This window comes from Sphingopyxis terrae subsp. terrae NBRC 15098 (assembly GCF_001610975.1).
In the GTDB taxonomy this organism is placed as follows: domain Bacteria; phylum Pseudomonadota; class Alphaproteobacteria; order Sphingomonadales; family Sphingomonadaceae; genus Sphingopyxis; species Sphingopyxis terrae_A.
In genome coordinates this window covers 2,955,019-2,967,737 of the sequence record NZ_CP013342.1, presented here as the reverse complement: position 1 = coordinate 2,967,737, position 12,719 = coordinate 2,955,019, and the positions used below count along the sequence as shown (strand labels likewise).

Annotated in this window: 12 protein-coding genes, 1 tRNA gene and 1 pseudogene; 8 read left to right on the top strand and 6 right to left on the bottom strand. The window is 63.3% G+C overall.

Features of this window, described 5'->3' with window-relative positions; genetic code table 11:
* Nucleotides 1-7 precede the first annotated feature (7 nt).
* On the top strand, nt 8-223 hold the full coding sequence (locus AOA14_RS14125) for a hypothetical protein (RefSeq protein WP_062902255.1): 216 nt from the start codon (nt 8-10) through the stop codon (nt 221-223).
* A gap of 7 nt (nt 224-230) precedes the next feature.
* Here the strand turns inward: AOA14_RS14125 and AOA14_RS14120 are convergent, their stop codons facing one another.
* Nucleotides 231-542: a chorismate mutase gene (locus AOA14_RS14120; RefSeq protein WP_062902254.1), complete on the bottom strand. Its 312-nt coding sequence runs from the start codon at nt 540-542 to the stop codon at nt 231-233.
* Nucleotides 543-740: 198 nt separating this feature from the next.
* Here AOA14_RS14120 and rpsD point away from each other — a divergent pair, with 198 nt between their 5' ends.
* From rpsD to AOA14_RS14090, 7 genes and pseudogenes are all read left to right on the top strand, one after another.
* Complete coding sequence (gene rpsD, locus AOA14_RS14115; RefSeq protein WP_003044490.1) at nt 741-1,352, top strand: 30S ribosomal protein S4; 612 nt, start codon at nt 741-743, stop codon at nt 1,350-1,352.
* Nucleotides 1,353-1,469: 117 nt separating this feature from the next.
* Nucleotides 1,470-3,167: a M28 family metallopeptidase gene (locus AOA14_RS14110; RefSeq protein WP_062902253.1), complete on the top strand. Its 1,698-nt coding sequence runs from the start codon at nt 1,470-1,472 to the stop codon at nt 3,165-3,167.
* Between the two features lie 14 nt (nt 3,168-3,181).
* Nucleotides 3,182-4,165: an agmatine deiminase family protein gene (locus tag AOA14_RS14105; RefSeq protein WP_062902252.1), complete on the top strand. Its 984-nt coding sequence runs from the start codon at nt 3,182-3,184 to the stop codon at nt 4,163-4,165.
* Between the two features lie 90 nt (nt 4,166-4,255).
* Nucleotides 4,256-4,384, top strand: a pseudogene (locus AOA14_RS20390) (hypothetical protein); the annotation flags it as partial.
* Nucleotides 4,385-4,444: 60 nt separating this feature from the next.
* On the top strand, nt 4,445-4,906 hold the full coding sequence (locus AOA14_RS14100; RefSeq protein WP_062902251.1) for a hypothetical protein: 462 nt from the start codon (nt 4,445-4,447) through the stop codon (nt 4,904-4,906).
* A 112-nt stretch (nt 4,907-5,018) separates the two neighbouring features.
* The gene (aguB, locus tag AOA14_RS14095) at nt 5,019-5,870 is read left to right on the top strand and encodes an N-carbamoylputrescine amidase (protein ID WP_062903179.1); all 852 of its coding nucleotides are present in this window, start codon (nt 5,019-5,021) and stop codon (nt 5,868-5,870) included.
* Between the two features lie 23 nt (nt 5,871-5,893).
* Nucleotides 5,894-6,553: an FABP family protein gene (locus AOA14_RS14090; protein WP_062902250.1), complete on the top strand. Its 660-nt coding sequence runs from the start codon at nt 5,894-5,896 to the stop codon at nt 6,551-6,553.
* A 5-nt stretch (nt 6,554-6,558) separates the two neighbouring features.
* Here the strand turns inward: AOA14_RS14090 and AOA14_RS14085 are convergent, their stop codons facing one another.
* The 5 genes from AOA14_RS14085 to AOA14_RS14065 form a co-directional block, all read right to left on the bottom strand.
* A complete protein-coding gene (locus AOA14_RS14085) occupies nt 6,559-7,179 on the bottom strand; it encodes a PilZ domain-containing protein (RefSeq protein ID WP_058813295.1) in 621 nt (206 codons plus the stop codon).
* Between the two features lie 298 nt (nt 7,180-7,477).
* Nucleotides 7,478-9,985 carry a DNA ligase D gene (gene ligD, locus AOA14_RS14080; protein ID WP_062902249.1) on the bottom strand — a complete coding sequence of 836 codons (2,508 nt, stop codon included), beginning with the start codon at nt 9,983-9,985 and terminating at the stop codon, nt 7,478-7,480.
* Between the two features lie 156 nt (nt 9,986-10,141).
* Nucleotides 10,142-11,002 (bottom strand): non-homologous end joining protein Ku, encoded by an 861-nt coding sequence (ku, locus tag AOA14_RS14075; RefSeq protein ID WP_062902248.1) that lies wholly within the window; start codon nt 11,000-11,002, stop codon nt 10,142-10,144.
* 95 nt (nt 11,003-11,097) lie between these two features.
* Nucleotides 11,098-11,182 (bottom strand) — tRNA-Leu (locus tag AOA14_RS14070).
* 66 nt (nt 11,183-11,248) lie between these two features.
* Nucleotides 11,249-12,703 (bottom strand): coniferyl aldehyde dehydrogenase, encoded by a 1,455-nt coding sequence (locus tag AOA14_RS14065; protein WP_062902247.1) that lies wholly within the window; start codon nt 12,701-12,703, stop codon nt 11,249-11,251.
* Between the last annotated feature and the right edge of the window lie 16 nt (nt 12,704-12,719).

Here is a 12,719-nt window from a genome sequence, read left to right as displayed (position 1 = left end):
ACTGAAGATGATGAGCCTGATGCTTTCGCTCGCCCTTGCAGCGGCGGGAACCGAAGCCCCTCCGCCGGCAAAGTCGGCCAAGCCGAAGAAGATTTGCGAAAAGGTCGAAAGCACCGGCAGCGCGGTGCCGAAGCGCATCTGCCGCACCGTCGTCGAATCGGCACCGCCAAAGGACGATGCCCACGCCGATGGCGACAAGCCCGGTACCGCCGCCACCAATTGAGCGACGGTCAGTCGGTGCGCAGGCGGTCCCAGCGGACGGCCTCATAGGCGATCGACTGTTCGACCAGTTCGTTCCACACCGCGCGGATACGCTGCGGGTCGAGGCCCGCGCTTCCGGCCTCGCGCGCAACATTGTCGAGCACCTGTGCCTTGCGCGGCTCGTCGCGAACGGCGCTGCGCTCGGTCTTGATCCGCGCCGCTGCGTCCATATAGCCGAACCGGCGTACCAGCAGCGCGACAAGCTCGCGGTCGACCTGATCGACGCCGGCGCGCACGTCGGCCATGGTTTCGCATTGGTCGGGAAGTTTGGCAGAGGTCATGCGCGCTGCCTTTAGCGCCTTTTTGCGCGCCGTCCAGCGTCCGGCACGACTTGACTCGGCCGCGCCTACCGTCTAACCGCGCGCCTTCGCAAATTGACCCCGCACCCCGGTGAAGCGGCGGTCGCACAGGACAGCGTTCCTGTGGTGCGATCCGGGACCCGCCGAGATCCTTCGGCACACAGCAAATTGGAGACGCAAATGTCGAAGCGCCAGAGCGCCAAGTATAAACTCGACCGCCGGATGGGCGAAAACATCTGGGGTCGCCCGAAGAGCCCGGTCAACCGCCGCGAATATGGCCCCGGCCAGCACGGTCAGCGCCGCAAGGGCAAGATGTCGGACTTCGGCATCCAGCTCCGCGCCAAGCAGAAGCTCAAGGGCTATTACGGCGACATCACCGAAAAGCAGTTCAAGAAGAACTATATCGAAGCCGCGCGTATGAAGGGCGACACCGGCCAGAATCTGATCGGCCTGCTTGAACGCCGCCTCGACGCGCTCGTCTATCGCGCCAAGTTCGCGCCGACGATCTTCTCGGCGCGCCAGCTCGTCAGCCACGGTCACGTCTATGTGAACGGCGTGAAGTGCAACATCGCGAGCCGCCTCGTGAAGCCGGGCGACGAAGTCACCCTCGGCAAGAAGGCGCAGGAAATGGCGCTGGTCGCCGAAGCGCAGAGCTTGCCCGAGCGCGACCTGCCCGAATATCTGGCGCTCGACGGCACCAAGGCGACCTTCGTCCGCGTGCCGACGCTCGACGAAGTGCCCTATCCGGTGAAGATGGAACCCAATCTGGTCGTCGAATTCTATTCGCGCTGATCCGGTTTCCACCGAAGCGACATCAAGGGGGCGGTCCGAAAGGGCCGCCCTTCTTGCATCGGGGCGGCCCGGCTGGCAAAAGCCCCCTCGTCGAACACGAAAATCCAAGGAAATTCCATGCTTCGCTTCCCCCGAACCACCGCAGCTCTTGCGGTTCTGCTCGGCGTTGCCGGGTGCAACGCCGATGCGCCGACGACCGGCGCCACGGCGGCCGACGCGGTTGCCGTCTTGCCCGATGTCCAGTTCCCCGACTTGTCGCTCCAGACTTTGCAGGATGTGACCAAGGAATTGTCGTCGGATGCCTATGAAGGCCGCGCGCCCGGAACGAAGGGCGAGGAAAAAACGATCGCCTATCTGACGAGCCAGTTCGCGGCGGCGGGGCTGAAGCCCGGCAACAACGGCCAGTGGACGCAGGAAGTCCCGCTGGTCGAGATCACCGCAAAGAATGCGACGCCGCTGCGCTTCACCGGCGGCAAGGCGCCGGTCACGCTGCAATATGCGAAGGATTATGTCGCGTTCAGCTATCGTGTGCAGCCGAAAACCGAAATCAAGGACAGCGACGTCGTCTTCGTCGGCTATGGCATCAACGCGCCTGAAAAGGGCTGGAACGATTATGCCGGGCTCGATGTGAAGGGCAAGACGGTGGTCATCCTCGTCAACGACCCCGACTGGCAAACCCCGGAAGCCAAAGGCGAATTCAACGGCCGCGCGATGACCTATTACGGCCGCTGGAGCTACAAATATGAAGAAGCGGCGCGTCAGGGCGCCGCCGCCGCGCTGATCGTCCACGACACCGAACCCGCCGCTTATGGCTGGAACGTCGTGGAAAGCAGCAACACCGGCACCCAATATCTCGCCGAAAAGAAGGATGGCGGCGCCGATCAGACTGCCGCCAACGGCTGGATCCAGTTCGACAAGGCGAAGGAATTGTTCGCGAGCGCCGGGCAGGACTTCGACGCGCTGCGCGAAGCGGCGGGCAAGAAGGGTTTCAAGGCCGTTCCGCTCACCGGCGTCAAGGCGTCGCTCAGCTTCGACAATCAGATTTCCAAGAAGCTGTCGCATAACATCATCGGCATTCTGCCCGGCAAGAAGCGGCCCGACGAATATGTGCTCTACACCGCGCATTGGGACCATCTTGGCCGCTGCACCCCGGTGAACGGCGACGATATCTGCAACGGCGCCGTCGATAATGCGACCGGCACCGCCGCGCTGGTGACGCTGGCGCAGGCCTATCAGAAGGCGGGCGCGCCCGATCGCAGCATCGTTTTCCTGGCAGTGACGGCGGAGGAATCGGGTCTGCTCGGATCGGAATATTATGCCGCGAACCCGGTGTTCCCGCTCGCGCAGACGGTGGGCGGCGTGAATATGGACGCGCTCAACCCCAATGGGCCCGCGAAGGACATCGTCGTCGTCGGCCGCGGCAAGTCGCAGCTCGACGCCTATCTGGAAAAGATCGCCAAGGCGGCGAAGGTGACGATTGTCGATGAACCGACCCCCGAAAAGGGCTTCTACTATCGCTCGGATCACTTCAGCTTCGCCAAGCGCGGCGTGCCCTTCTTCAACTTCGGCGCCGGCGAAGATCTGGTCGCGGGCGGCAAGGACGCCGGCAAGAAGGCCGCCGAGGATTATGAGAAGAACCGCTACCACGCGCCCGGCGACGAATATGCGGCGATAAAGAATTGGGACGGCATGCTCGCCGATCTCCGCCTCTATTATGCCGCCGGCCGGATGCTCGCATCGACCGATAGCTGGCCCAACTGGAACGAAGGCGACGAGTTCCGCGCCGCGCGCGACAAATCGCGCGAAGGCAAATAAGCGAGGCGGCGCCCATGACGCTCCATATGCCCGCCGAATGGGCGCCGCACGCCGCAGTGTGGATCGGCTTTCCGCACCTCGATGACGAGTGGGCGGGGCAAATCGATGCGGCGCGTGCCGATGTCGCTGCTTTTGCCAACGTTGTCCACGACGGCGGCCGCGGCGAGGAGGTGCGGCTAGTGGTCAATGACGAGCGGCAGGCGCAGATTGCTGCGGCTCTCGTCGACAACGGGGTGCGCATCCTGGTGCAGCCGCTCGGCGACATCTGGCTGCGCGACACGGGACCGATCATCGTGGGAACGGGCCTGAAAAGGCGCGCGCGCAACTTTCGTTTCAACTGGTGGGGCGAGAAATTCGTCATGCCGGGCGATCAGGAAGTCGGCGCCGCGCTGGCGACCGAAAGCGGCCTGCCCGTCGATGAGCAGGATTGGGTGCTCGAAGGCGGCGGGATCGACGTCGACGGCACCGGACTTTGCGTCACGACCGAGGAATGCCTGCTCAACATCAACCGCAACCCGTCTCTGACGCGCGCGGACATTGCCGTAAGGCTACACCAGTCGCTCGGTATCGACCGCCTGCTGTGGCTCGGCAAGGGGCTGGTCGGCGACCATACCGACGGCCATGTCGACAATCTCGCCCGCTTCGTGGGCGAGGGGCGGCTTGCCTTGCCCGTGGCGGCGGGCAGCGACGACCCCAACGCCGATATTTACGAGGATGCGCGCGTGCGCGCCGCGGCGTTCGGTGGCATCGAGATCGTCGACCTCCCCTCGCCCGGCCGGGTCGAGATGGACGGCGAGATCGTCGCGGCGAGCTATATGAACTTCTACATCGGCAACACGGTTGTTGTCGTCCCGACCTATGGCGTCGCCAACGATGCTGCTGCAGTCGAGGCACTCGCGGTGCTGTTCCCCGATCGCCGCGCCGTCGGCGTTCCAGCGCGCGGAATCATCGCCGGCGGCGGCAGCTTCCATTGCTCGAGCCAGCAGGTGCCGGCGTGAGGCGACGCGTGGGCACGGATGGTGGTGCAAGCGTCGGTGTTGGGGTAGGAAACCGACGAAAGCGCGAATAGGTTTTGGCGCGGAGGACGAATACCGGGCCCACACGACAAGATCATTGCCAACGCTGCAAAAGCGGCGCTGAGGCCCTTAGGCTTTCAGCGCAAAGGGCAATCGCGCTTATGGTTCTTCGATCATTCTTGGTGGCTCACTGTTGTCGAGTTCCAGCCAAGCTCTTGGAGCAAGGGCAGCTATCTTAACGTCGGAGCACACTGGCTTTGGATGGACGTTGCGCCGATCAGCTTTGACTTCGGCGGACGCTTGGAAGGCTTCGAGGAATACTTATCGGACGAACAATTTGCGGTGGCAGTCGCGCGCCTCGCCGACAGAGCGGCCGATGAAGCACGGCGACTTGCGGCAATGTTTAGTTCCCTACCCGATACGGCCGAGATTCTCCTGGAACAGGCGCGGACCGAAGCGCGACAGGCACCGACGCACCCAAGTTGGATGCTCTACAACGCCGGGGTCGCAGCAGGGCTAGTCGGGCGTAACGATGAAGCAGCCGAAATGTTCGGGCGTGTGTTGAATGGCTCCGGGGATCAAACATCGATGCTTCATCTAAAGGCCGAGCGTATGTCCAACCTCGCATCGGACGCGGCAACGTTAAGGCAGGCAGCGGCTTCGACGATCGCGCAACAAAGAGAAACTTTACGGCTGTCGCCGTGGGACGCGTCACAGCTTTGACGGCCCAATGACCGCAATCGGTCGCTTGCGGACGCTCCCCTTAGGCTAACAACACCAACCTCTCATCCGCTTTTGCGGTGGCAAGATGCGCCGGCTTGCTTATATCCGCCTCATGACCCGCTCCATCACCGTCGCTGCGCTCCAGCTCCCGCTTCCCGGCCCCGTGCAACCCAATATCGACGCGGTCACGGCGCTCGCCGAGGAAGCGGCGGCCAAGGGCGCGCAGGTCGTCCTGCCGCCCGAGCTGTTTGAAGGCCCCTATTTCTGCCAGGTCGAAGAAGAGGCGCTGTTCGCTAGCGCCCACCCGACCGCCGACCATCCCAGCGTCAAGGCGATGCAGGCGCTCGCCGCGAAGCTCAAAGTTGCGATCCCGACCAGCTTCTTCGAGAAGGACGGGCCGCATTACTACAATACGCTCGCGATGATCGGCCCCGATGGCGCGATCATGGGCACCTATCGCAAGAGCCACATCCCCGACGGGCCGGGCTATGAAGAGAAATATTATTTCCGCCCCGGCAACACGGGCTTCAAGGTCTGGGACGTCTTCGGAACGCGGATCGGCGTCGGGGTGTGTTGGGACCAATGGTATCCCGAATGCGCGCGTGCGATGGCGCTGATGGGTGCCGAACTGCTCTTTTATCCGACCGCGATCGGCAGCGAGCCCTATGACGCCGACCTCGACACCCGCCACATGTGGCGCCGCGCGATGCAGGGTCATGCGGTGTCAAACTGCATGCCGGTGATCGCCGCCAACCGCATCGGCGCAGAGGGTGACGCGAATTTCTATGGCCACAGCTTCATCACCGACGAATGGGGTGATCTGACGCAGGCGTTCGACGCCGCCGAAACGGGGGTGCTGGTCGAAACGATCGATCTCGACCGCGCGGCGAAGCATCGCGCGGGGATGGGTTTTTTCCGTGACCGCCGGCCCCAGCTTTACGGACGACTGGCCGAGGACATCTGACCGCGCGGATTGGGGGATAACGCATGGACGTGCCGAACGACATCTTCACCGAGCCCGAGAATGTCGACCCCGACACGCTCGCCAATCTCGGCCCACTGCGCCATTTCGCCGGCATCTGGGAAGGAAAGCGCGGCGTCGATGTCAATCCGAAGGCCGACGGCCCCGAAACCCGCAACTATTACGAGCGGGTCGAAATGCAGCCGATCGACCCGCAGGCGAACGGGCCGCAGCTATTCTATGGCCTGCGCTACCATCTGCACATCAACACGCCCGAAGAGGATATCTCCTTCCATGACCAGGTCGGTTACTGGCTCTACGAACCGGCGACCCGGCTGATCCTGCAAACGCTGGCGATTCCGCGCGGCCAGATAGCGATTGCGGCGGGACACGCGGCGCCCGATGCACGCAAGCTGTCGGTGCGCGCCGAGCGTGGCCAGACCGAATATGGCATCTGTTCGACCGCGTTTCTGGAAGCGGCGTTCCGCACCGACAGCTATCAGCTCGACGTCGAATTCCATGCCGACGGATCGTGGAGCTATGTCTCCGACACGATGCTGATGGTGCATGGCCGCGACGCGCCTTTCCGCCACCGCGACCACAACCGGCTGGTCAAGGTCGCCGAAGCTGATCTCAACCCTTGGGCAAAGATCGTCCGCGATGGTAAGGCAAAGGCGATCGCCTGAACGGCTCAGCCCTCGAAACGGCGAATGCTTTCCAGATCGACGCGGTTCAGCGGTTCGGTAAACCACAATCCCCCGCGGCCGCCGCGCGCCCAGCGCACGATCGCCTTGCGCTCCAGCCCGTCGGCCAGCGTCAGGTGCAGATGGCGCCCGACCTCGAGATGTCCGCCATGGACGAAGCCCGCGCCGCTTTGCGACATGTCGACAAGCTCGATGATGCTTTCGACCCCATCGACCTGCGCCTTGGCGCGCGAGTGGAGCGGGATGCGGGGGGCGCGATAGCCATAAGCGCGCTGTTCGGCAGCAAGCTGTTTGAGCACGCCGGCGCCGTCGATCTCTTCGTGAAAGGCCACGCCGCAGCGGCCACCGTCGGCCCATACGATCTTGCCCTTCAGCACGACACTGTCGGACAGATAGATGTCCAGATTTTCGTCGACATGAACGGGAACGTCGGCCGCAAGCTGCATGCCGCGGTCCGAAATATTGCGCACGCGCCATAGACCAACATCATTGTCGCGCACGACTTTTGCGATCCGCCAGACCGTCCGGTAACGGTCCCCCCCACGACGATCGCCATCGGTCGCGGCCCTGGGTTCGTGCGCCGTGCCCGAAAAGCGGGGTTCGATCATTCCATCCTCCTGATCCACAATGCCATCCCGATGGAAGGAAATGGCATCGAACTAATGGAGAATATTCAGGCCTGGTCGGGCAAGAATATCCGAATTCTGCAAAATATTCAAACATGTTCCGAGTAAGGTTAACCTGCTTTCAACAAGTTGACCGAACCACCCGATAAGCATGCAACCCGATTATGAATAAATTGCACATTTTCCCCATTTTAACGGTGCCAGAATTGCAACATTAAATGGCTAAGCATCGTTATTTTTCGGGCCTCGAAAGCGGGAGGATCGCAGCGCCGATGCGGGGTCAGATCGCGGGCAGCGTCTGCCGCGCAAATCCCCATCCCTTCAGCGTCGGGCTCGCGGCGCGATCGAGCAAGGCGCGGGCGTCTGCGATCGTCCAGTGGCGCGCGCTGTCGATGGCGGCCAGCCCGTCCCAATCGATGGGAACCGCCACGGGCGCCCCAGCCCGCGCCCGCGCCGAATAGGGCATGATTGCGGTGCTGCCGCGCTGGTTGCGCAGCCAGTCGATGAAGATCTTTCCCTTGCGCTTTGCCTTGCTCATCGTCGCGACGAAACGATCGGGTTCGGCAAGGCTCATCGCCTCGGCAAAGCGCTTCGCAAAATCCTTGTGCGCGTCCCAGCTGTGCCCCGGATCGAGCGGCACGACGACATGGACGCCCTTGCCGCCGGAGAGCATCGCGAAGCTGACGAGGCCGATGTCGGCGAGTTGGCGCTTCAAATCCGCCGCGGCCTTTTTGACGTCGGCGAAGTCGAGCCCTTCGTCGGGGTCGAGGTCGAAGACCATGCGGTCCGGCTGTTCGAGCGTATCGACGTGGCTGCCCCAGCCGTGAAATTCGATCGTCCCCATCTGGACGCAGGCGAGGATGCCGTCCGCATCCTCGACATAGAGATAATCCTCAACGCCGCCGTCCTTCTCTTCGATCGGAACGTGGTGGACGTGCGGGCCGAAAGAGCCTGAATCATGCTTCTGGAAGAAGCATTGCTTCGCGCGTCCCTGCGGACAGCGGACCAGGCTGGCCGGGCGGCGCGCGAGGTGGGGGAGCATGACCGGCGCCACCGCGGCATAATAGTCGGCGAGGTCGCCCTTCGTCGCCTTTGCCTCAGGGAAGATGACGCGGTCGCGGCTGCTGATCTTCACGTCGCTGACCGGGCTGGGAGCCTTGGCCTTGGTTTCGGGTTTCACGTCCTTCGCCTCCTTGTCGGCGCGCAGCCCGACGAAGCTTGCGTGGCGGACCGAGCCGCTGGCGGTATATTCGGCGAAAGCGATCTCGGCGACAAGGTCGGGCCTTACCCAATGGACCTTGCGCGCCGCCGCCTTGTCGACATCGACCGGCGCCGTCTTGCGCGCGCGGCCCGCGAACTTCGCCGCGAGCATCGCCATCGTATCGGCATCGAAGCCGGTGCCGACATTGCCCTTGTAGACAAGCTCGCCCTTTTCGCGCTGCGCGAGAAGTAGCGAGCCGAAGGGACGTGCCTTCGCCGAACTCTCCTTCCAACCGACGATGATGAATTCCTGGCGGCGGGTGCATTTGACCTTCACCCAGTTTTTCGACCGGCGGCCGGCATAGGGTGCATCGGCGCGCTTGGCGATGATGCCCTCCTGCCCTGCGCCGCACATCGCCTCATAGAGCTTTTCGCCCGCGCCGATGACATGATCGGCGACCGCAATCGGCGGCGCTGCATCGCGGAGCAGCGCCTCGAGACGTTCCTTGCGTTCTAGATTGCCGAGTGCGGTGAGCGACTTGCCGTTCTCTTCGAGCAGGTCGAAGGCGAAGAAATGCAGGTCGGTCGCCTCGTCCTGCGCGCCGTGGCCGCGTTTCAGGACTGCCTGGAGCGAGGAGAAGTCGGGGTTGCCGTCCTTGCCATAGGCGACGATCTCACCGTCGATCAGACACGGCGGCAGGTCGAGCGCGGCGATATGGCGGGCGAGCGGGGCGAACTTGTCGGTCCAGTCGAGCCCGCTGCGCGTGTAGACGACGACCTGATCCCCCGCCGCGGCGACGAGCGCGCGATAACCGTCGAACTTGATCTCGTAGAACCAGTTGTTGCCGGCCGGCACGCTGTCGACGAGCGTCGCCAGCTGCAGCTTGCGGAATTTGGGCGGCTTGGCGCCGGCTTTTGAGCCTTTGGCGACCTTGCGATTGTGCGCCGCCGCTGCCGCCATCTTCTTCGCGAACGCTTCGCCCTTTGCGCCCTTCAGCGATTGCTCGCCGTCTTCGTCGCCCGCGATCTCGGCCATCGGGCGATCGGTGAGGACGCTGGTGAGGTAGCGGCCGGTCAAGTCGTCGCTGCCCCCCGCATAGGCGTCGTCGATCTTGCGAAGCAGCCAGTTCTCGCGCTTTTCACCGGCGCGAGGCTTCATGCGGACGAGCAGCCATTCGCCCTTCATCCGCTCGCCGTCGAGGGTGAAGTGAAGATGGCCCTTTTCCAGATCCTTCGCGCTCTTCCCCGCGACCGGCGCCCAGGTGCCGCGATCCCACAGCATCACCGAACCGCCGCCATATTCGCCCTTGGGGATCACCCCCTCGAAATCGGCATAGGCCATCGGATGATCTTCGGTGCGCACCGCGAGCCGCTTGTCGTCGGGGTTCGCGCTCGGCCCCTTGGTGACCGCCCAGCTCTTGAGCACGCCATCGACTTCGAGCCGGAAGTCGTAATGGAGGCGCGTCGCGTCGTGTTTCTGGACGATGAAGCGATTGCCGCCCCCCTTCGCGACCTTGCCCGCGGGTTCGGGGGTCAGCTTGAAATCGCGCTTCTTGTTATATTGGGCGAGAGGGTCGGCACGGGTCATCGCGTTCCACCTTGTCTGCGCCCCTGCGAAGGCAGGGGCCCATCACCGAAGCGGGCGATGCGAGCCGAACCGTAGGAAAATGGCACGAGGCCGGATGATGGCCCCCTGCCTTCGCAGGGGCACACAATAGCCGAGTGCAATCCGGCGTTCACGAGACTATGCCCGCTTTTTCGCCGGCGCCTTTTTGGCGGGCGCCTTCTTCTTCGTCGCAGCGGCGGCCGTTTTCTTGCCGTCGACCGACGCCTTGAGCGCTGCCATCAGATCAATGACATTCGACCCTTCGCGCACATCGGCGGGCTCCCCGACATCCTCGAGCACGCGCTTGCCCTTGGCTTTCGCTTTCTTGGCGATGACGCGCTTCAGCGCATCGACATAGTGATTGTGATAGTCGGCGGCGTCGAACTTGCCGCTCTTCTTGTCGATCAGCGTTTCGGCGAGATCGAGCAGGTCGGCGTCGGGCTTGCTCGCGGGCACGTCGCGGAAATAGCTGGCGGCCTTGTTCACTTCCTCGGCATAGCGCAGCACTTCGAGCACCAGCCCCTTACCGCAGGGACGCAGCCCGACGAGCTGCTCCTGACCGCGCAGCGCAAGCTGCCCCAGCCCCACCTTCTTCGTTCGCCGCAGCGCTTCGCGCAGGACGATATAGGCTTCCTCGGCCAGATCGTCGGCGGGGACGACATAATAGGGCTTTTCATAATAGAGGATGTCGATGTCGCTCGCGTCGACGAACTGGACCAGCTCGAGCGTCCGCTTGCTCTCCAGCTTGACCGCCTCGATCTCTTCTTCGTCGAGCAGGACATACTGGCCCTTCGACACCTCATAGCCCTTGACGATATCATCGGTATCGACGGCGCCGATGCCGGGCACCACCTTTTCATATTTGACCGGCTTGCCGCTCGGTTCGTGGATCTGGCGAAAGCTGACGCTCGCCCCCGATTTGGTTGCCGGATAGATTTCGACGGGGATCGACACCAGTGCGAGGCGGATCTGACCCTTCCAATAGGCGCGTTGCACCATCTGCAAACCTCCATAGCGGAATGCGAATGCAATGCGCGGCCTGCCATGCGGGTTCCGCCGGAGCCGTTACGCGTCTGAAGGTCGATTATGGGTTATGGTGCCCCTGGCCGGACTCGAACCAGCACTCCTTGCGGAACTCGATTTTGAGTCGAGCGCGTCTACCAATTTCACCACAGGGGCCTGCCACGGGCGCATCGCCCGAAAGCGCGGCGCTCCCCCTAGGGCGAAGCGCCGCCGCTTGCCAAGCTATTTCTTCAATTCCTTCGCCAGCGTCTTGGCGGTCGCCTTGCCATAGGGCGGCTTGAAGCCGGCGAGCCCGGCGACGTCGAGCTTGGGCTGGCGATAAACGGCGCGCGCGTGGCTGAAGGTGCGGAAGCCGTCCAGCCCATGATAATTGCCCATTCCCGACGGCCCGACCCCACCGAAGGGCAGGTCTTCCATCGCATTATGAAACAGCACGTCGTTGACCGTGACGCCGCCCGAGATCGTCCGCGTCAGCACGCGGTCCTCCTCGCTCTTGTCCTGCCCGAAATAATAAAGGCCGAGCGGACGGTCGTGCGCATTCACATAATCGATTGCCTCGTCGATGGTCTTGTAGGTCTTGACCGGCAGGATCGGGCCGAAGATTTCCTCCTGCATCACCTTCATATCGTCGGTCGCGCCGCGCACGATATGGAGCGGCATCTTGTGGCCGTTGGCGCTCGCGAAATCCTCGTTCGCGGGATTGACCTCGATCACCTCGGCGCCCTTCTCGCGCGCATCGGCCAGATAGCCCTGCAGGCGGTCGAAATTGCGGCCGTTGACGACCGACGTATAGTCGTCATTCTTGAGCAGCGTGGGATAGAGCGATGCGACGCTCTTGCTCACGCTGTCGATCACCTCGCCCTCCTGATCCTCGGCGACGAGCAGATAGTCGGGCGCAAGGCAGATCTGCCCCGCGTTCATCATCTTGCCGAGCGCGACGCGCTGGCCGACGAGGTCTTTGTTCGCGCTGCGTCCGATGAAGGTCGGCGACTTGCCACCCAGCTCGAGCGTCACGGGCACGAGATTATCCGCCGCAGCACGCATGATATGCTTGCCGACGCTCGTCGCCCCGGTGAAGATCATATGGTCGAACGCCAGCTTCGAGAAAGCGACGCCGACATCGGCCCCGCCCGTGAATACCGCCATTTCGCTCTCGTCAAAATAGTCGGGGACAAGGCGCGCCATCAGGTCGGAGACATTCTCGGTAAACTCGCTCGGCTTGATCATCGCGCGGTTGCCCGCGGCCAATATCCCCGCCATCGGCACGAAGACCATGCCGACCGGGAAATTCCACGGAGCGACCACACCGACGACGCCCTTCGGCTGATAGACGACTTCGGCTTTCGCGCCGAGCAGGCCGAGCGGAAAGGTGGGCTTGCGCTTTTCGCCGCGCGACCAGGCCGCCATATGCTTCTTGGCATGCTTGAGAGCGCTGACCGACGGCATGATGTCGGTCATCAACGTCTGTTCGCGGCTGCGATGGCCGAAATCCTCGCTCACCGCCTTGGCGAAATCCTCGGCATGATCGACCAGCAGCGCGATCGCGCGGTCGATGCGGTCGGTGCGGACCGACAGGCTTTCGGGCATCGCGGCGGTAAAGCTGACGCGCTGCGTTTCGAGCACGCGCTGCATCCGCGCGGTTTCGCTGGCGATATCTTCCTTGATGGCGGTGGCCATGACCCGTCTCCCCATG